Genomic DNA, 19,071 nt, shown 5'->3' on the forward strand with positions numbered 1-19,071 from the left:
CCCTGGATTACTTGAACTGTTTTAGGAAACGAAGGTCGTTCTCGAAGAACGCACGAAGATCGTTCACGCCGTAACGAAGCATGGTTAGACGCTCAACGCCCATACCAAATGCGAAACCAGAGTATTTCTCAGGATCGATGCCTACGCTGCGAAGTACGTTAGGGTGAACCATGCCACAACCTAGAACTTCAAGCCATTTACCGTTCTTACCTTTCACGTCTACTTCTGCTGAAGGCTCAGTGAATGGGAAGTAAGAAGGACGGAAACGAACTTCAACTTCTTCTTCAAAGAAGTTACATAGGAAATCGTGCAAGATGCCTTTTAGCTGTGCGAAGTTTACGTTTTCGTCTACTAGCATGCCTTCCACTTGGTGGAACATTGGCGTGTGCGTTTGATCGTAGTCGTTACGGTAAACACGGCCTGGTGCGATGAAACGGAATGGTGGTTTGCCATTTTCCATCGTACGGATCTGAACGCCAGACGTATGAGTACGCAGCATTAGGTCAGGGTTAAAGAAGAACGTGTCGTGGTCAGTACGCGCTGGGTGATCTTCTGCGATGTTTAGTGCATCAAAGTTGTGGAATGCATCTTCAATCTCAGGACCAGACTCAGTGTTAAAGCCTAGCTCACCAAAGAACTGTTCAATACGCTCAACAGTACGAGTAACAGGGTGTAGGCCACCGTTCTCGATACGACGGCCTGGTAGAGTCACGTCGATTGTTTCTGCTGCTAGCTTCGCTTCTAGTTCTGCACGTTGTAGTGCGTCTTTGCGCGCTGCAATAGCTTGTTGAACAACGCCTTTCGCTTTGTTGATCTCTTGACCAGCACTGCGGCGCTCTTCTGGTGGTAGTTTACCTAGGCTTTGAAGCTGAGCCGTTAGCTCACCTTTTTTACCTAGATACTGAACACGCACTTCATCAAGTGCGACTAACGAATCTGCAGCTTCGATTGCTCCGTTCGCGTTAGCAATGATCTCTTCTAGATGTTGCATCGTTTCCTCATCTACCTATATCCACATGCAATGGACATAAGTGGTAGTGTTCATTAGTTCCAATTATCAATCGCTCGACACTGAATAACTAACGTTTCCAACAATGACCCCTTTCGGTTTCAAAGCGGATTTCCGGTTTTTCAAGTAGCTGTACATAGTAGCGAAAGACGTCTAGAAATCCAATGTCAATTCGGTTAAAAGCGCACCACAAAAGCACTTATCCATAAAAAAAGCCCGAGAATTGTCTCGGGCTCAATGGAATTGTTTTTATTAACGATGATTCGTCTAGATCAAGAACAAGTTCCAGCTGAATTTAATTCAGGGAAACCTTGTAGATGTCAATACCCGTATCATCGTAAGGATCCACGGCGCCAACACCGTATATTCCCCTTCCATCTTGGATACGAATGTCTTCAACGGCACAACCTTCAAACCCTGTACCAAAGGTATGACTGAAAGTTTGTCCGCTGGTAAACGTTTGTGCATCCATGTTTGATTGATTCGATAGCAATGTATACACACCATTTAACGCTTCATTATCACAAAGTGCGAATCGAATTTTTACCAAGCCAACTTCAACGTCGGAGCTCGTACCTCTCTCCTCAATCACCAAGGTTTTTCCCTCTACCGGACATGCTGCTCGGTAACCATTATCACGAATACCAATCACAAAATCACCGCCGACACCAAGAGCCAGATATTGGTCATCTGTTGTACTGAAGGCATTCTCTTTTGTGGTATTGAATACACCAATATCAGCCGGGTCTAGCGTGCCTTCACGCCATGTTAATGCAGCTTCACTCAGGTCACATCCAAGCTGCTCCGGGGGCGTTTCACCAATTAGGCAATTCTTCGCACCAGCGCTATTTTCCGGGTAGTAGCTTAAACAACTCTCCTCTCGCGAATTACTCGCAACCTCTGTCGCAACAAAGGATCTAAGTAGTACTTTATTACTCCCAATAACCCCATCCTTGCTGATATAAATGGGTGTATAAAAGTCATCAGCGGTATAGATAAAGCTCTTGGTAATAAAACCATCTTCAATGACATCTCCCGATTGCTCTTCGGTTGGCAAATAGTTCAAATTACCGGATATGCGCAAGAACAAGTTTGGTGCTGCCACTTCATTATCTTGATTGCAGTGCTCGGAATGGTGCCAATGGTGGTGTCTAAAGAAACTGTATTTGTGACCATGGTGTTTGTGTTCATGCTTACAATGTCCGTAACCTTTACCCTTTTTCTTTTTCGAGTAGTGATCATCATCGTCATCCCAGCCTTTAAACATCCAGCTAGAGTAACTGTATTGTGACTTACTCCAATGACCCCAGCTAAACTTATACCAGTGAGATTTCATCTTCTTCAGCAGGTGATACCACCCTCCATGATACCCATCATTATTGTTGCTGCTTGGCTTCACCTGACGATACTTAACTTCATACGAATAAGTTGCCCCAGGTACCGTTGGAACAAATGTCCTCAAGCGATAGGTCGCTGTTTTTTCATCTTGTATACAAGTGTCGAGCTCGAGGTTGAGCACGCTACCTTCTGTGTTTGTGGAGGAGAAATTACTTAGAGGTTCTTCTTCCGGCAGCGCTTCACATGCCACATCATCAAGGAGATATGCGAGCGCCTCTTGTCTACCTTGTTCAGTATCAATGTTCGGTTGAGCCTCCCATTCGGTTTGGTACATTTGATAGATCGCTTCAAATGTCCAACGCACATCACTGACTAACGCCTGCCCCTCTTGATAGCGGGTCATAATGTCGTTGGGTAAGAACACCGGGTACAGGTCATCGTTAGGCAAAAACGTAATGCCTGTTTTATCAATTTGGCCCCAAGCCGGGGGCATACTACTGTCTACATATCCCATATAATAGGGTTCTTGCGCCTGGGTGCCATGTGCTGCCAGTGACAATGCAGCGGTTAATCCCATATATACAGCTCTCATTTCAACACTCCTTTTGACCTCGACTTAAATTGAGTCGAACAAAGCCTACTTATGCTTATTCTTTGGAGATTCTTAATGAAACATCATTAAATTCCACTAAAAAGCCAATATTAAGCCTGATTTCAGCATGAGTAAGTCACAAGTGATTAAAAAAGCATGAGAGAAGGGTAATGTGTAACGAGTGCAAAGAGGGTTTAAGTCTGATTTGCCTGTTTTGACTAAACAAGCGAAAAAAAGACAAGTTAAAAACGCAAAAGGCCCGCTCAAATGAGCGGGCCTTTTGACTATTTGGAGCGACACACGAGGTTCGAACTCGTGACCTCAACCTTGGCAAGGTTGCGCTCTACCAACTGAGCTAGTGTCGCATAATGCAGTGAATCAACTTCACAACATATTATAAGATGGTGCCCCGGGCCGGACTTGAACCGGCACAACGCGAACGTCGAGGGATTTTAAATCCCTTGTGTCTACCAATTCCACCACCAGGGCACGCAAAACTTGGTTTTGCGATGGTTGACACCATCCTTGATATCGACCCTTTAAGGAATCGCTATCACAAAAATTTGGAGCGACACACGAGGTTCGAACTCGTGACCTCAACCTTGGCAAGGTTGCGCTCTACCAACTGAGCTAGTGTCGCAAATGGAGGCGCGTCCCGGAGTCGAACCGAGGTCCACGGATTTGCAATCCGCTGCATAGCCACTCTGCCAACACGCCTTCAAACCACTTTGAGAAACTTAACTGCTCCTCTTGGGTACGGGATGCATTTTTACGGAAACCGAGTTTCGAGTCAAACGTTTTTTTGTTTTTTTTATTCGTTTGAACAATATCCGCACAAAAGTGATAAAAATCACACATTTTGTATAGAAAGCCCGCAGAACAACGGCATACCACTGAAAAGAGTTACCAGAAAGTCGTTACTACACTCGCCTATCGCCGTAACACCAAGCGTGTAAACTTAGACTTTCCCCTTACTTGAGGAATAAAAAAAGCGAACCTTTCGGTTCGCTCTCTTTTACATGTTTTTTTCGTCAAGCAGATCGTCTTTGGCCGCGGCGAGATACTGAACCATTGACCAATAAGTTAGAATAGTCGCGACATATAAGGCACCATAACCTAACCAAATCATCCAGTCATCATATCGCCACACTAATACCCATAAGGCGAACATCTGCGACACTGTTTTTACCTTGCCGACCCAAGAGACCGCAACGCTGGCACGTTTACCGATTTCTGCCATCCATTCTCTTAGCGCTGAGATGATGATCTCACGAGCAATCATAGTGACTGCAGGTATGGTAATCCAAATATTGTGGTAATGCTCGGTAATCAAAATCAGAGCGGCTGCCACGAGGACTTTGTCTGCGACTGGGTCAATAAAAGCCCCGAACCGTGAGGTTTGCCCTAACTTGCGCGCCAACATTCCATCTAGCCAATCTGTTACGCCTGCTACAAAGAAAATCATGGCAGCAGCAAACGGCGCCCAACTGTACGGCAGATAAAACGCTACGATAAAAATAGGTATCAAAAATAGTCGTAGCAATGAAAGAATATTCGGAATGTTTAACGGCATAATTATACGGCTCTGATCGGTTTCGCGTTTATGTTGCGAGATTTTTGCTATTCTTTCAATGCTTGATGAATGTTTTCTGCCAAAGAATAGCTAATCCCTGGCACTTTGGCGATTTCTTCAACAGTCGCGCGCTTAAGTTCTTGTAAACCACCCATATATTTTAACAAGGCTTGTCGACGCTTTGGTCCTATGCCTTCAATATGCTCTAACGCGCTGGTTCGACGTGTTTTTCCACGTTTCGCTCTGTGACCTGCAATTGCATGGTTATGGCTCTCATCACGTATATGCTGCATCAAGTGCAACGCCGGGGCGTCGGAAGGTAAGTTAAACTCTTCACCATGATCGGTAATGAGTGTCTCCAAGCCGGGCTTACGCGTAACACCTTTTGCGATACCCACCAAGGTAGGACGCTTTGGCCAGTCCTCCCAAAACTTATTAATGGTTGAGAGTGCAGCGTTCAATTGCCCTTTGCCACCATCAATAAAAATCACATCGGGTATCTTGTCCACATCGAGTTGTTTTGAATAACGACGTTCTAACGCCTGCGCCATCGCGGCATAATCATCGCCTCCGGTGATCCCAGTAATATTGTAGCGACGATACTCTTGCTTCAATGGTCCTTCACGATTAAACACAACGCATGAAGCTATCGTACTCTCACCCATGGTATGGGAAATATCGAAACACTCCATGCGGGTCAAAGATTCTGTCGCCAACACTTCTTGTAACTCGGTAAAACGCTGGTTAATGGTCATCTTGTGATTGATCTTGGTGGTGATCGCCGTTAACGCATTAGTATTGGCAAGTTTTAGATAGCGCCCGCGTGTTCCTGTTGGGTTAGATTGGAAATGCACTTTTCTGCCCGCAACTTGACTCACCGCTTGCTGAATCGACTCTAACTCATCACTGAGCCCTGCATTAAGCAGTACGCGTGACGGCAGTGTGCGCGCTTCATTGTGTGCTAGGTAATACTGAGTCAAAAAGCTGTCAAAGACCTCACTTTTGTCCGTATTTGCAGGGATTTTCGGGTAATGGCTACGACTGCCCAAGATTTTCCCTTGGCGAATCATCAATATGTACACGCACGCCACACCACTTTCAATAGCAAAACCCAATACATCCATATCGTCCATGCTATCTTCTGAAACAAACTGCTGCTCTTGGACACGACGTATCGCCTGAATCTGATCGCGATAACGAGCGGCATCTTCAAATTTTAACGCCATACTGGCCTTTTCCATTTTTTCCACCAGCAAATTCAGCACTTGCTGATCTTTACCTTGCAGAAAAAGCCTTAAATCCCCAACTAGTTCATCATAGTCTTCAGTAGAAATGACACTCGATACACAAGGTCCGGCACACCGTCCAATCTGATACATCAAGCAAGGGCGAGTTCGGTTACTGTAAACCGTGTCTTCGCACTGGCGTACAGGGAAAATTTTCTGCACCAAATGCAAGGTTTCACGCACAGCTCCCGAATCAGGATACGGCCCGAAGTATTCACCTTTTTTCTTTTTAGCCCCTCTATGGATTGAGACCCTCGGATGCGTGTGACCACTGAGAAAAATATACGGATATGATTTGTCGTCTCGAAGCAGCACATTGTACTTGGGCAAGTACTGTTTAATGTAATTGTGCTCTAGGATCAGGGCTTCGGTTTCGGTGTGCGTGATCGTCACATCAATTTTCACAATATGACTGACAAGTGCTTTGGTTTTTTCGCTGTCTATTTTCTTGCGGAAGTAACTCGAAAGACGTTTTTTAAGGTCTTTCGCTTTTCCAACATAGATGACCTCTGAATGCTGGTTATACATTCGGTAAACACCCGGTTGGCTAGTCACCGTTTTCAGGAAAGCAGAGGAATCAAATGGCGTAACGTCGCCAGAAGGTAGTTGAATGTCGCTGTTTGGCATAATAAAAAAGACCGCTGAGGTTCAGCGGTCTGTTGTCATCCTATAAGGTCTCGGCGTCCAAAATACCGTGTCGAATCGCCAGATGTGTCAATTCAACATCACCGCTAATATCGAGTTTACTAAATAGGCGGTAGCGGTAACTGTTGACAGTCTTTGGGCTCAGATTCAATTGCTCTGAAATATCTGTCACCTTTTGTCCTTTGGTAATCATCATCATGATCTGCAACTCACGTTCTGACAAGTCGTCGAACGGGTTTTCAGACGCAGGTGAGAACTGACTCAAGGCCATTTGCTGCGCAATCTCAGGTGAAATGTAGCGTTGACCACTCTTCACCACGCGAATGGCATTCACCATTTCATCCGGTCCGGCACCTTTCGTGAGATAACCTGCGGCTCCTGCCTGCATCACTTTGGTCGGAAACGGGTTTTCAGTATGTACTGTTAGTACTATGATCTTTACATCTGGATTGAAGCGCAAAATCTTTTTCGTCGCTTCTAAACCACCGATACCTGGCATGTTCATATCCATCAAAACGACGTCAGCATGATTGTTGCGACACCATTTCACTGCATCTTCACCGCTTTCAGCTTCCCCTGCTACGTTCATTCCACGGACGTCTTCAATAATACGTCGTATCCCTGTGCGAACCAGCTCGTGATCATCTACAAGGAAAACACTAATCACTCTTGTATCTCCACACTCTAAATTGTTGGCTTGGCTCTGCAACCACTCGGGAGTGGATAGCAGTTTGGTTCGCCATTTTAACCTAATTGGAAAGAATTTGCTTGCATCGACTATGCTCCTAAATGCAAGGTTTGGCAAGTAATACTATTTAATTATGTCGTGCGTGCCCTTTTTAACCTTTCGTAGCAAAGGGTTATACTGAAAAGTATCACGTTCGATCAAAAGTTTGTTAGTATCCAAACCGCCACGCCAATCAATACATAATTAGGACTTCTATTGAGCATTCAGCAAGGGTTCGTATTAACTCGACAAGCACGCGACAAGGGTCAGAAAACCACTATTGAGCTTTGGGTTTCAACCGACGATGGTCCAATGCAAATAGAAATAGAAGGCGAACGACCAACGTTCTTCATTCACCAAGCGTCAATGAATAAGGCTCAGTCGCTGATTGCTGAACACAACCTACGCTGTGAACTCAAAGCGCTTGCCCTAAAAAGCTTCGAACAAGCCCCTTTATGTGCCTGCTACTTTTCCACTATCGCCCAATCACAAGCTGCTGCTCAACTCTTAGAACAGAATGACATCGTAACCTTTGAAGCGGATATACGTTTAGCAGACCGCTTTCTTATGGAGCGCTTTATTAAGGGTAGTATTGAATTTACGGGTCGACAGCAAATCAGAAATCGTTATTCGCAGGTGCGACAAGCACAATGCCGCGCAGGAGAATACAAGCCTAACCTATGCGTCGTGTCGTTAGATATAGAGTGCTCTGAAAAAGGTCTCTTGTATTCCATCGGCTTAGATTGCGAACGCGACAGCCGCGTGATCATGGTGGGCGCACCTCAAGAGAGTATTGAGACCGCTATTGAATGGGTCGCAGATGAGAAAGCGTTGCTTGTTGCACTCAATCAATGGTTTGAGCAATTTGACCCCGACATTATCATTGGCTGGAATGTCATTGATTTTGACTTCAGGTTGTTAGACCGACGTGCACAATGGAACAAAGTGCCACTGTCTATTGGTCGTGGGGGACGCAACGCATTCTTTCGTTCAGGCAATAACCAACAAGGGTTTATCTCCATCCCTGGACGTGTGGTAATTGATGGTATTGATCTGCTTAAATCTGCTACCTATCATTTCCGTTCTTGGTCTCTCGAGTCGGTCTCTCAAGAATTATTAGGGGAAGGTAAAGCCATCCACAACGTGCACGACCGCATGGACGAGATCAACCAAATGTTCGTTCACGATAAGCTGTCATTGGCGAAATACAACCTGCAGGATTGCGTCTTAGTCAATCAGATATTTGAGCACACTCACCTACTCGATTTCGCGATAGAGCGCTCGAAACTCACAGGGCTCGAGCTTGATCGTATCGGAGGCTCTGTTGCGGCTTTCAGCAACCTCTATTTGCCGCAACTTCATCGTGCTGGCTATGTTGCCCCAAACATGCACCCAGAGGATTGGATAGCCTCACCTGGCGGTTATGTAATGGACTCTCTACCTAATTTGTATGATTCCGTCTTGGTGCTCGATTATAAAAGCCTCTACCCGTCGATTATTCGCTCGTTCCTTATTGACCCTCTCGGACTAATTGAAGGACTAAAGCTTCCCATAGGGAATCATGCAGATACCGCTATTGAAGGGTTTCGCGGCGGTCAATTCCATCGTAGCAAGCACTTCCTACCCAAGATGGTGGAAGATATTTGGCGAGCGCGGGATGTGGCGAAGCAAAACCAAGATGCGGCATTCTCTCAAGCACTGAAAATCATCATGAACTCATTTTATGGTGTACTCGGCTCTTCCGGTTGTCGTTTTTTTGATACTCGTCTGGCATCAAGCATCACCATGCGCGGACATGAAATTATGAAAACCACCAAGAAACTCATAGAAGAACGTGGCTATCAAGTGATCTATGGTGACACCGACTCCACTTTTGTTGCACTCAATGCCGCATACTCACAACATGACGCTGACGCGATTGGCCAGCAACTCGTGAACGAGATTAACGCCTGGTGGAAACAAGATCTCGCCGATCGCTTCGGTATCGAATCGTACCTTGAGCTTGAGTATGAAACGCATTACAAGAAGTTTCTCATGCCTACTATCCGTGGGTCAGAAACAGGCTCTAAGAAACGTTACGCAGGATTAATAGATAGAGGCAGCGACGAAAAAATCGTATTTAAAGGATTAGAAAGCGCTCGTTCGGACTGGACACCACTTGCACAAGAGTTTCAGCACAAGCTTTATATGATGGTCTTTCATGATCAAGACCCCTCTGACTACGTGCGTGAGATAGTTGAACGCACTCAAGCCGGTGAGTTTGACCACCAGCTCATTTATCAAAAGCGACTGCGACGAAAATTAAATGAGTATGAAAAAAATATTCCACCGCAAGTGAGAGCCGCGAGAATCGCTGATGAAAAGAACGCCCAGTTAGGTCGACCTCTTCAATATCAAAATCGAGGACGAATTGAATATCTGATCACGGTAAATGGGCCAGAGCCAAAAGAGTACGTGGAGAGTGCACTCGACTATCAGCACTACATCGACAAGCAGTTAAAGCCAGTTGCAGAAGCCATATTACCTTTTGCAGGGTATGATTTTAAGCAGCTCAGTGAACCACAATTGGGGCTGTTTTGATCAGCCGATTTTAAACTCGGTACGCTGATACTCTTTGACCAACCACTGACCGAAACCATCAATCAATCCAACAACGGAACGCTTGGGAATAACGCGACCACTCAATAAAATCCCTAAGCGTTCTATCTCAAGCTGTTTTTCTGGGTGTGAGAGTAAAAACGCGTCGCCACACGCAACGGGAGAATCAATCCAGCGTTTGTGTTTATGCATAACTAGGCTGTAACTGGCTCGCAGCAGTTTTTTAGCGATAATGACTTGGGCTTGAGATTGTTCGGCTGCTGTTGTCGCCTTTGCGACTTTCAAGCGATAGGTTTTGACCCACTCAGCCACATCATGGTTCCAAAACTTGGCAATTTCCCAACTCGGCTCGTAATCGCCAAAGCACTCACCAAGATCTTCGCCATAGATACATTCACTACACTGCCTAAGCAGAAAACCCCATGAAAAAATGCTCTCTAAGCTTGCGACTTCTTTTGCCAAAGCCACTTTAACATTCAATCCTTTAACATGAGGAAATCCACGCTGAAAGCGCCATTGAATCGTGTTTAGCAAGGTTGTACGGTTATCTTCAAAGGGTCGATGCGTGACCACAACAATATCTAAATTCGATTGACCAGAAACAGCCTCATTACGCGCCACGCTGCCATAGACATAGACACTATGAAGGTTGGTGCCGAGCCCTGCCTTAAAGAAGCGCAATACATCTTCGACAGCGGGTTGAAAGTCGGGTTGAAATTCGAACTGAGATTGAGCAAGCATTAATCAACATAAAGTTATTGTTATATCAGATAATTAATGGTGAATCAGAACCGTGTATTCTTCAAGTATTTCCTAATCTCAATTGTCGGGGTTATACTTAGCAACATCTATAACAAGAGGTAATTTCCATGCCAAGGGCAAGTGAACTTAAAAAAGGATTCGCAATCGAATCTAACGGTAAAACCCTATTGATTAAAGACATCGAAGTAACGACTCCTGGCGGTCGTGGCGGTGCTAAAATTTACAAACTGCGCTGTACTGACCTGAACACAGGTGCGCGTGTTGACGAACGTTTCAAATCTGATGACGTGGTTGACACAGTAGAAATGAACAAGCGTGCTTCGTCTTTCTCTTACGTTGACGGCGATGAGTATATCTTCATGGACAATGAAGACTACACTCAATACACATTCAAACAAGCAGACATCGAAGACGACCTACTGTTCATCACTGAAGAGATCCAAGGTCTACATATCGTATTGGTTGACGGTGCGGCAGTGGCCATTGAACTGCCATCTTCTGTTGAGATGGTTATCGAAGAAACTGACCCTTCAATTAAGGGCGCATCTGCGTCAGCACGCACTAAGCCAGCACGCTTACCAACAGGTCTAACTGTGCAAGTTCCTGAATACATTGCGACCGGTGATCGCATTGTTGTGAACACTGCAGAACGCAAATACATGAGCCGAGCTTAATATTATGAGCGATTTGATCTCTTTAGACGATGTTATCGAAGTAGCCTACGATATCTTTTTAGAAATGGCACCAGACAATCTAGAACCTGCTGATGTGATTCTATTCACCGCTCAGTTTGACGACCGTGGCGCAGCCGAAGTTGTTGAAACAGGTGATGATTGGGTTGAGCATGTTGGCTTTGAAGTGGATGACACTTTTGCCGAAGTACGTATCGGCTTGGTGAATGAAGCAGATGACGCGCTAGATGATGTCTTCGCTCGTATGCTAGTGAGCCGTGACCCTGATAATAAGTTCTGCCATATGTTGTGGAAACGCGATTAACTCGTCTAATTTCATACTTTTCGAAAGAGGCCTCGTGCCTCTTTTTTCATCCTTGTCATCAAAATGACACTGGATAGACCATTTACCAAGATTATCTGGTTATAATCCCTCAATCATCAGAAGATTATTAACGCGAATTATGTTTTTAGACTCTTACTTTACACAACAAGATCAGCACATCGTTTTTTCACGCCAGCAAGCGAGTCACTTTGCTAAACTCGTCGCAGGCGACTTCAACCCTATTCACGATGAAGACAGTAAACGCTTCTGTGTGCCAGGCGATTTGCTTTTCTCAGTGCTGTTGCAAAAAGAAGGGATCAGCCAAAACATGCGCATCGAATTTGCCGGAATGGTCAACGATGGCGTTGCTCTTTCAATTAGCGACCAAAACGACACGCAAGCAAGTGTGGTTGACGACCAAGGTAAAGCCTACCTAAACATGACTCGTAGCGGGGAGATTAGCCGTAATCAAGAACTGATCGAACACGTCGTAAAAGCTTATGTAAAGTTTTCGGGTATGAACTTCCCTCACATCATGGTTCCTCTTATGGAAGAGCAGCAGATGATGATCAACTGTCAACGTCCATTGGTTATCTACGAATCTATGGAAGTGGAGTTTGCTCGACTAGATATCACACACCCTGAAGTTGAATTTACTGGCGCTACCTTTGAAGTAGAAGGTAAGCGTGGCGTAGTAACGATGAACTTCGAATTCAAAGAAGATGGCCAAGTGATTGGTAATGGCAAAAAGCGCATGATCGCGAGCGGATTAAAGCCTTACTCTCAAGAAGCCGTCACCGATCTTGTTGCTCAGTTTAATGAGCGTAAAGCGTCGTTTCTTAGACAAGTTGAGCAAGCAGCTTAAACCGACAACTCAACGACTAATTAAATGAAAAAAAGAGAGGCATGATTACGATCGTGCCTCTCTTTTTATTTTTACACCGAGTTATTTTTATACTGTATGTGTCACAGATTTCTTCTTCGTCTAAGCAAAGGAATGCTCAGCAACAACAACCAATAAGGTGAAAGTGCACCACCGCTACCCTCACTGATCACCGGTGTGATACCACCCGTGGCATTTTGGCTAAATCGCATGTTGGTTAACACCGCTCTGTCATCTCCTGATGAGGTTGAAGCGTCTTTCACATATTCTAAGCGTAGGGTGTTGCTGCTCTGCAATAAGCTCAAGCGGGTAGAAAATGCTTCGCTTCCAGAGAGCGGCTCAAGATCTGTCTGATTTATTCTCGCTCTTAGTTCATCAAAGCCATTTTCACTCGACACTTCCACATCGACGGTCAAGTAGCCCTGTGGGATACCTTCAATAACAACGACTGAGCGTTGGTTATCTCCAATAGTGGCAGACTGAATGCCGCCGTCTATCGCTACCCAAGGGTTGTCATTGACATAAACCTCATCAAAATCGAACGTTAGCACATCACGTAACGCCGATGACGCTTGCTCTATCCCCTCATAGGTCACATTGTTTGTAATCGAATATGACTCACTGCCTATCGTGTAATCTAAAGCGAGCTCTGCTTGATATTCTCGATATTCATCTATCGCAAGCTGAACTTCTACCACGCAGCTTTCATTCGACAATAGCGACTGAGTTGAACACGTGTTGTTGACGATTGAGGTAGTGCTTCCTTGAAGCTCGCTCAATTGAGCGGCTGAGAACGTAATTGGGTTGGTACCGGTATTTTTAAAACTAAATTGATGCGTCAGTGTGCCGAACTCATGATAACCAATGTGCTCATTTTGGGTGTAGCTCAACCCGCTAGTAAATCGACTGAGCCACCCTTCAAAGTATCCCGCGTCAGCGTACACACCATAAGAGCCTTCGCGGCCACAGTATTGATCGCCCCAGCTTACCCATCCAAGTTGCTCACCCGTCTCTTTGACGATGATGGGACCACCACTGTCACCGCGGCAGCTGTCTTGCCCTTCTGTCGGTGTACCTGCGCAAAAGTTTTGACTTGGGACACTCCCATAAACATCATTACACTCTTGATAACTGACTAACTTCACATCGACTTGCTGAAGACTATCAGGAAGGACTGTTCCGCCATTCGGCACGGTGGTCCCCCATCCCGCAACGGTTAAAGTGACATCGCCTGACATATATAACTCATCTAAACGTCCTGATTGAGATAAGTTGACAGGCACTGCTTCTGAGGTCGCCAGCTCTCGCGGCAGCTCTAAAACTGCGACATCATTGAGAAGCTGACTGGATTCAAAGCCCTCATGGATATAGATATTGGTAACACCTATTCGCGTCCCTTGTGCTTCATCATCAAGATCATTTACGCCAAACACCAGTTCGATATCATCCGCGCTGGTGCCTTCAACGCAATGCGCCGCAGTTAATACATAGCGCCCGCCAAGATAACTTGCACCACAGATTTGCCCTTGAGAGGCAGCAAAACCAGTTTGCACCAACGCACCGATAAATGGCCAGCTATTGTCTTCTGCTGGCGTACCATCAATGATGCGCGCACTCGGGGTATCCGCACTGACCGATAGAGATAAAAGAGAGAGACCAACCGCCATTGGCAGTCGGATATTGACTTGTTTCATGTTCCAATCCTTAGACATTTCGCTGCCGCAATACTACTTGAGTACGAAAAAACAGTGAACATGGTTACAGGTATTTCAACAACTAAATGCGATCCAATCGCAATTAATCGTTTTGCTGTCTCAAATTAGACATACCTTAAGTATAGAAAAGCCGCTTTCAATGAGAAAGCGGCTTACTATAGTGATGATTTTATTAATAAATTCAGGCGAGATGTTTTAGCAGTGCCTGAACAGGATGCAACGTTTTGGTTCCCTCAAATCGTTTCACCTGGCTGCGACAAGAATACCCTGTAACCAAGCAACGCTCTTTTGGTAATGAGTCTAGATTGCCTTTCCAGCTCAAACCGTAAATGTCTTTCGACATCTGTAGTTTGTCCGATTCATGACCAAAGGTGCCAGCCATACCACAACAACCAACAGGAACTGTATTCAACACTGCGCCAAAATGAGCAAAGATAGCACCCCACTCTTTCTCTGCATTCGGAAGTTTGGTTTTCTCTGTACAGTGTGCAAACAGATACCAAGGCTCTTCAATCGAGCCTCTTTGCTCAACTTGTTCAAGGCGAGAGTCAAACTGTTCAAGACGAGGTACAAACCATTCGTGAGCGGTTAGAACATCAAAGTCACCACGCGTTTCACCCAATATTTCATTGTATTCATCGCGGTAACAGAGCACCAATGCAGGGTCTACTCCCACCATCGGAATACCTAAGCTCGCGACCGTTTCTAAAAATGCCGCGGTGTTTTTCGCGCCCTTGGCAAACTGGCGTAAAAAACCTTTAATATGCTGGGCTTTACCATTTGGCTTGAACGGTAACATGACCGGAGTTTTACCGAGTTTTTTAACCAGCAGACAAAAGTCTTCCACTACATCGGCATCGTAATAGCTCGTAAATGGGTCTTGCACAATCAATACATAGTTGTCTCGCTCGCTCGGAGACACCGCATTTAAACGCTGGAGATCAAATAGCTCATAAGCTTCGTTTCTTTGCTTAAGTGTGGGCACTGAAAGTAGAGGCGCGTCAATATACCCCACCGTCTTTTCGGTGAGTGACTGCACCCAGCCTTGTTTGAGCACGGCATTCGTCACCTGTGGCACCGCCCCCATCACAGGTAGCAAGGTCTCTATATTGGCAACAAGGTAATCTTTAATCGGACGCTGATAGCGACTGTAATAAGCATTGAGGAAACGTGAGCGGAAGCTCGGCACATCGACTTTGATCGGACATTGAGACGCACAAGCTTTACAAGCCAAACACCCATTCATGGCATCGTAGACTTCGTGAGAGAAGTCGTATTCATGACGCTTATTGAGAGAATTGCGAACACGTTCGATCATCTCTTTGATCGTCGCAAACTTGTGTAAGCTCTCTTGCTCGACATCGAGAATGTCTACGCCTTGTTCAGAGAGTTGACGCAGCCACTCACGAACTAAACCCGCACGACCTTTAGGCGATTGGCGTCTATCTGCTGTCACCTTCATTGATGGACACATCGGCGAACTGGTGTCGTAATTGAAGCAAAGGCCGTTACCATTACACTCCATGGCAGCTTTGAAGCTGTCTCGGACTTTCACCTCGATCTGGCGATCATAATAACCACGCTTGGTGTCAGTGACTTTGACCAACTCCGCTTGGCTATCCAGCGGCGTACAGATTTTGCCAGGGTTCATCTTGTTCAATGGATCGAATGCCGCTTTGACACGACGTAACTGGGTAAACAGCTCCTCTCCAAAGAATTCAGGACCATACTCAGAGCGGAAACCTTTACCATGCTCTCCCCACATCAGGCCGCCATATTTAGCCACCAGTTGCACTACTTGGTCAGAAATCTCGTGCATCAACTGCTCTTGCATCGGGTCGCACAAGTCTAGTGCAGGTCTTACGTGAAGAACGCCCGCATCGACGTGGCCAAACATGCCATAGTTGAGGTTTTGTTTATCCAACAACTCACGAAACTCGCCAATAAAATCCGCCAAGTTTTCTGGTGGTACACACGTATCTTCAGCAAACGCGACGGGTTTAGCTTTACCCTTTGCCGCACCAAGCAAACCTACTGCCTTTTTCCGCATATTGTAGATGCGATTGATACCTACTAGGTCATTACACACTTGGTAGCCAATAATACCGGACTGCCCTTGATCAATTTGCTGGTCCAACTTATTGATCAGCACCTCTACTTGCGACGCCACTTGTTCAGGGTTTGAACCGGCAAACTCAACCATATTGATACCCAGCATCTCTTTGCCAGGAACATCGGTCAGCAAATCACTGACGGTATGCCACACAATATCTTGTTTCGCTAAATTAAGAACTCTCGAGTCAACCGTTTCAACCGATAACGCCTGCGCTTCAACCATAAGCGGTGCGTTACGCAGTGCTGAATCAAATGTGTCATATTTAACGTTAACCAAGGTACGTGCGTCTGGGATCGGTGTCAGATTCAGTTTCGCTTCTGTGATAAAGGCCAAAGATCCCTCTGCGCCACATAACACACGAGTCAAATTAAACTCATCGTGCTCAGTAATCGCATTCTTGAGGTCATACCCCGTTAAAAAGCGGTTGAGCGGTGGGAATTTGGCTTCAATCTGTGGACGAAATTCACGACATACAGACTCAGTGACCGAAGCAGCATTGGCTGCGCATGATTGATCACCACTGTCTATCTCAAACGAATCAGACTCCAACATTGAACCATCAGCAAACACCGCTTGCAGTGAAAGTACGTGATCCGATGTTTTGCCGTATTTCAGCGAGCCCTGACCTGAAGCGTCGGTATTGATCATACCCCCTACTGTGGCACGGTTACTGGTCGAGAGATCAGGTGAGAAAAAGTAGCCGTATGGACGAACCGCGTCGTTCAACTGATCTTTAATCACACCAGTCTGGACTCTCACCCAGCCTTCTTCCGCGTTCACTTCCAATATTTTGTTCATATGGCGCGAAAGATCCACCACGATACCTTTCGTCAAAGACTGGCCATTGGTGCCTGTTCCACCACCACGCGGTGAAAATGTCACACGTTCAAATTCAGGCAAACTGCCGATTTTACCCAGTAAAACCACGTCTTGAGTGGTTTTAGGGTGCACAACGGCTTGCGGAAGTTGTTGATAGACACTGTTGTCAGTGGCAACCGCGAGACGGCTTGAGTATTGAGTTTCAATATCTCCGCTAAAGCCTTTCGCCGCTAGTGCCGATAGATAGGATGATACGACGGGATCGACATCGGTCGTCGAATGAAGTCTGGGTAACATAAGCTTCCTGCTCCTTGGTACGAGAATGGCGTGTAACCAAGTATCCGTTAAATTAAAATGTTGATTGAGGTCACTTTACAACATTTAAAAAGGTGTTCAAAACACTATTACAATGCCAAAATGCGTGCCACTAAGGATTTGTACGCTGAACCAGCAGAAAATAGACAAAAACGGCAATGAATGCCGTCAAATAGAGCAACAACATGAAAAAAAACAAAATTGTAACCACGGAAGATATTCTGTTAAAACTGTGCCAATCGGTTTCCGGCGTACTGACTTCTGCAACAGGATCAAATGTGTCTTATTCTGCCATGGTGCAGAAAATCAACAAAACTGCGCTAAAACCTGATTTTGGCTGTTTTGTCCTTTTTGACGGCGGTTTCTCAGGCTTAGTTGTCATCAACTTTACGTCTAAAGCAGCCTTAGAGTTGTACACCAACTACATGCGCAACATGGGCATGCCAGAAGAAGAACTCGCCGTACTCCACACCTCTGATGAAGTCGGAGATGTTCTTGGTGAGTTGATGAACCAGCTTGTTGGTGATTTTACCAATAAGATCCGTAAAGAGCTGCAAACGAACATTACGCAAAACCAACCAAAAATGTTGGCGTTAAACAAACAAGTCATTTTGTCTGTCGATACCAACCTTGACCGCCCACAAGCGCGTCGCGTGACCTTCTCAACCGAGAAAAACAATATTTTCTATCTTGAGTTAGCCATGGATAAGACAGAGTTCATTCAACTTGAAGAGTTTGAAGTGGCCGAAGACGAGTGTCCTGATGCGATTTTAGAAGCCACTCAACAAGCAATGAGTCAGCCGAAAAAAGAACAGAAGAAACCGAGTGATGACCCTACTGACCTGTTGGATAAGCTAGGAATTTAACCTTCCCCAGTAACACTCATTCAAGGTTATTGAGCCCAAGTAAAAACCATTTTACTTGGGCTTTTTTCTTATCCTCATTTCCGTTTGTTGCCAAAAAAAGGTAAAATACCGCTCTTTTATTTTTGTCTGTTGTAAAGTCTTCATGAGTAAACAAAAAGCCTTAAAGAAAATTGCTAAGTGTCTAGAGCTTGGGAATTCCGCAAACGTCAACGAAGCCGCGAATGCTATCAAGATGGCCCACCGCTTGATGTTAAAATATGGCTTAGACAAGGATGATATTGAGTTCATTAAACTCGGCAAAACTCTCTCTTCTCACCTGCTGCCAGCGAATGTGAGTTCAACACTGCTACGCGTTATCCGAGGCATCAACACCAAGTTTGGGGTTGAAGCGGTACTGCTTAACCATAAAGGCTTAAAGAAAGTCGAGTTTATTGGTGAAGCCGATCGCGCCATTTTCGCCGCCTTCGCATTTGATATCATTTACCGTGAATTGAATGAGCAAACCGGACAGTTTCGCAATAGCTTTGCAGGAAGTGGCACGTCCTCTCCAGAAGTAACACGCCGTGTAAACAGCTTCGTTTCAGGCTGGGTTGAAGGGGCATTGGAAAAACTGCCGGTGATTACCCCTGATGAAGACTCAGCCAATAAAATCAACGACTACATTGATAAAGAGTTTAAGAACATAGACCGCGAAACCTTCAAGCAGCAGTTAAGAGAGGCGATGAAGAACCTCACTGATGACTATGAAAAAGGGCTGAAAAAAGGACGTACCGTTTCGGTCAATCGCCCTATCAATGGTGCTCAAGCGCCGAAGATGTTGGAAAAATAACT

14 protein-coding genes and 4 tRNA genes are annotated in these 19,071 nt (G+C 45.5%); 6 read left to right on the forward strand and 12 right to left on the reverse strand.

Annotated features, from left to right (window positions below):
- Positions 1–7: 7 nt before the first annotated feature.
- From pheS to uvrY, 9 genes are all read right to left on the reverse strand, one after another.
- The gene (pheS, locus tag QWZ05_RS21130) at positions 8–991 is read right to left on the reverse strand and encodes a phenylalanine--tRNA ligase subunit alpha (RefSeq protein ID WP_290300538.1); all 984 of its coding nucleotides are present in this window, start codon (positions 989–991) and stop codon (positions 8–10) included.
- A 313-nt stretch (positions 992–1,304) separates the two neighbouring features.
- Positions 1,305–2,939 carry a hypothetical protein gene (locus QWZ05_RS21135; protein ID WP_290300540.1) on the reverse strand — a complete coding sequence of 545 codons (1,635 nt, stop codon included), beginning with the start codon at positions 2,937–2,939 and terminating at the stop codon, positions 1,305–1,307.
- Between the two features lie 289 nt (positions 2,940–3,228).
- Positions 3,229–3,304, reverse strand: a tRNA-Gly gene (locus tag QWZ05_RS21140).
- A 37-nt stretch (positions 3,305–3,341) separates the two neighbouring features.
- Positions 3,342–3,428, reverse strand: a tRNA-Leu gene (locus QWZ05_RS21145).
- A 75-nt stretch (positions 3,429–3,503) separates the two neighbouring features.
- Positions 3,504–3,579 (reverse strand) — tRNA-Gly (locus QWZ05_RS21150).
- A gap of 3 nt (positions 3,580–3,582) precedes the next feature.
- Positions 3,583–3,656: transfer RNA gene (locus QWZ05_RS21155), tRNA-Cys, on the reverse strand.
- A 298-nt stretch (positions 3,657–3,954) separates the two neighbouring features.
- Positions 3,955–4,512: a CDP-diacylglycerol--glycerol-3-phosphate 3-phosphatidyltransferase gene (gene pgsA, locus QWZ05_RS21160; protein ID WP_264875348.1), complete on the reverse strand. Its 558-nt coding sequence runs from the start codon at positions 4,510–4,512 to the stop codon at positions 3,955–3,957.
- A 47-nt stretch (positions 4,513–4,559) separates the two neighbouring features.
- Complete coding sequence (gene uvrC, locus QWZ05_RS21165) at positions 4,560–6,425, reverse strand: excinuclease ABC subunit UvrC (RefSeq protein ID WP_264875347.1); 1,866 nt, start codon at positions 6,423–6,425, stop codon at positions 4,560–4,562.
- Between the two features lie 40 nt (positions 6,426–6,465).
- Positions 6,466–7,110: a UvrY/SirA/GacA family response regulator transcription factor gene (gene uvrY / locus QWZ05_RS21170; RefSeq protein WP_290300543.1), complete on the reverse strand. Its 645-nt coding sequence runs from the start codon at positions 7,108–7,110 to the stop codon at positions 6,466–6,468.
- Positions 7,111–7,386: 276 nt separating this feature from the next.
- On the opposite strand from uvrY, the gene QWZ05_RS21175 reads away from it, so the two are divergent.
- Positions 7,387–9,750 carry a DNA polymerase II gene (locus QWZ05_RS21175; protein WP_290300545.1) on the forward strand — a complete coding sequence of 788 codons (2,364 nt, stop codon included), beginning with the start codon at positions 7,387–7,389 and terminating at the stop codon, positions 9,748–9,750.
- Here QWZ05_RS21175 and QWZ05_RS21180 read toward each other — a convergent pair whose 3' ends face one another.
- Complete coding sequence (locus QWZ05_RS21180) at positions 9,751–10,509, reverse strand: nucleotidyltransferase domain-containing protein (RefSeq protein WP_290300547.1); 759 nt, start codon at positions 10,507–10,509, stop codon at positions 9,751–9,753.
- Positions 10,510–10,637: 128 nt separating this feature from the next.
- Here QWZ05_RS21180 and yeiP point away from each other — a divergent pair, with 128 nt between their 5' ends.
- From yeiP to QWZ05_RS21195, 3 genes are all read left to right on the forward strand, one after another.
- A complete protein-coding gene (gene yeiP / locus QWZ05_RS21185; protein WP_264875343.1) occupies positions 10,638–11,204 on the forward strand; it encodes an elongation factor P-like protein YeiP in 567 nt (188 codons plus the stop codon).
- A gap of 4 nt (positions 11,205–11,208) precedes the next feature.
- Positions 11,209–11,526 carry an HI1450 family dsDNA-mimic protein gene (locus tag QWZ05_RS21190; protein WP_264875342.1) on the forward strand — a complete coding sequence of 106 codons (318 nt, stop codon included), beginning with the start codon at positions 11,209–11,211 and terminating at the stop codon, positions 11,524–11,526.
- 139 nt (positions 11,527–11,665) lie between these two features.
- Positions 11,666–12,391 (forward strand): DUF3581 domain-containing protein, encoded by a 726-nt coding sequence (locus QWZ05_RS21195; protein WP_290300550.1) that lies wholly within the window; start codon positions 11,666–11,668, stop codon positions 12,389–12,391.
- 101 nt (positions 12,392–12,492) lie between these two features.
- On the opposite strand, the gene QWZ05_RS21200 is transcribed toward QWZ05_RS21195, so the two are convergent.
- Both QWZ05_RS21200 and ydiJ read right to left on the reverse strand, forming a co-directional pair.
- A complete protein-coding gene (locus tag QWZ05_RS21200) occupies positions 12,493–14,103 on the reverse strand; it encodes a S1 family peptidase (protein ID WP_290300552.1) in 1,611 nt (536 codons plus the stop codon).
- A gap of 202 nt (positions 14,104–14,305) precedes the next feature.
- Complete coding sequence (gene ydiJ / locus QWZ05_RS21205) at positions 14,306–17,356, reverse strand: D-2-hydroxyglutarate dehydrogenase YdiJ (RefSeq protein ID WP_290300554.1); 3,051 nt, start codon at positions 17,354–17,356, stop codon at positions 14,306–14,308.
- Positions 17,357–17,559: 203 nt separating this feature from the next.
- Here ydiJ and QWZ05_RS21210 point away from each other — a divergent pair, with 203 nt between their 5' ends.
- A complete protein-coding gene (locus QWZ05_RS21210) occupies positions 17,560–18,240 on the forward strand; it encodes a DUF3334 family protein (protein ID WP_290300556.1) in 681 nt (226 codons plus the stop codon).
- A 142-nt stretch (positions 18,241–18,382) separates the two neighbouring features.
- Positions 18,383–19,069 (forward strand): DUF2786 domain-containing protein, encoded by a 687-nt coding sequence (locus tag QWZ05_RS21215; protein ID WP_264875337.1) that lies wholly within the window; start codon positions 18,383–18,385, stop codon positions 19,067–19,069.
- The last annotated feature ends 2 nt before the right edge of the window (positions 19,070–19,071 follow it).

Origin of the sequence: Vibrio agarivorans (assembly GCF_030409635.1) — a bacterium.
Taxonomy (GTDB): domain Bacteria; phylum Pseudomonadota; class Gammaproteobacteria; order Enterobacterales; family Vibrionaceae; genus Vibrio; species Vibrio agarivorans.

Coding starts and splice junctions, on each gene's coding strand:
- pheS (WP_290300538.1), bottom strand. CDS start 991: ATGCAACATCTAGAAGAGATCATTGCTAACGCGAACGGAGCAATCGAA.
- QWZ05_RS21135 (WP_290300540.1), bottom strand. CDS start 2,939: ATGAGAGCTGTATATATGGGATTAACCGCTGCATTGTCACTGGCAGCA.
- pgsA (WP_264875348.1), bottom strand. CDS start 4,512: ATGCCGTTAAACATTCCGAATATTCTTTCATTGCTACGACTATTTTTG.
- uvrC (WP_264875347.1), bottom strand. CDS start 6,425: ATGCCAAACAGCGACATTCAACTACCTTCTGGCGACGTTACGCCATTT.
- QWZ05_RS21180 (WP_290300547.1), bottom strand. CDS start 10,509: ATGCTTGCTCAATCTCAGTTCGAATTTCAACCCGACTTTCAACCCGCT.
- yeiP (WP_264875343.1), top strand. CDS start 10,638: ATGCCAAGGGCAAGTGAACTTAAAAAAGGATTCGCAATCGAATCTAAC.
- QWZ05_RS21190 (WP_264875342.1), top strand. CDS start 11,209: ATGAGCGATTTGATCTCTTTAGACGATGTTATCGAAGTAGCCTACGAT.
- QWZ05_RS21195 (WP_290300550.1), top strand. CDS start 11,666: ATGTTTTTAGACTCTTACTTTACACAACAAGATCAGCACATCGTTTTT.
- QWZ05_RS21200 (WP_290300552.1), bottom strand. CDS start 14,103: ATGAAACAAGTCAATATCCGACTGCCAATGGCGGTTGGTCTCTCTCTT.
- ydiJ (WP_290300554.1), bottom strand. CDS start 17,356: ATGTTACCCAGACTTCATTCGACGACCGATGTCGATCCCGTCGTATCA.
- QWZ05_RS21210 (WP_290300556.1), top strand. CDS start 17,560: ATGAAAAAAAACAAAATTGTAACCACGGAAGATATTCTGTTAAAACTG.
- QWZ05_RS21215 (WP_264875337.1), top strand. CDS start 18,383: ATGAGTAAACAAAAAGCCTTAAAGAAAATTGCTAAGTGTCTAGAGCTT.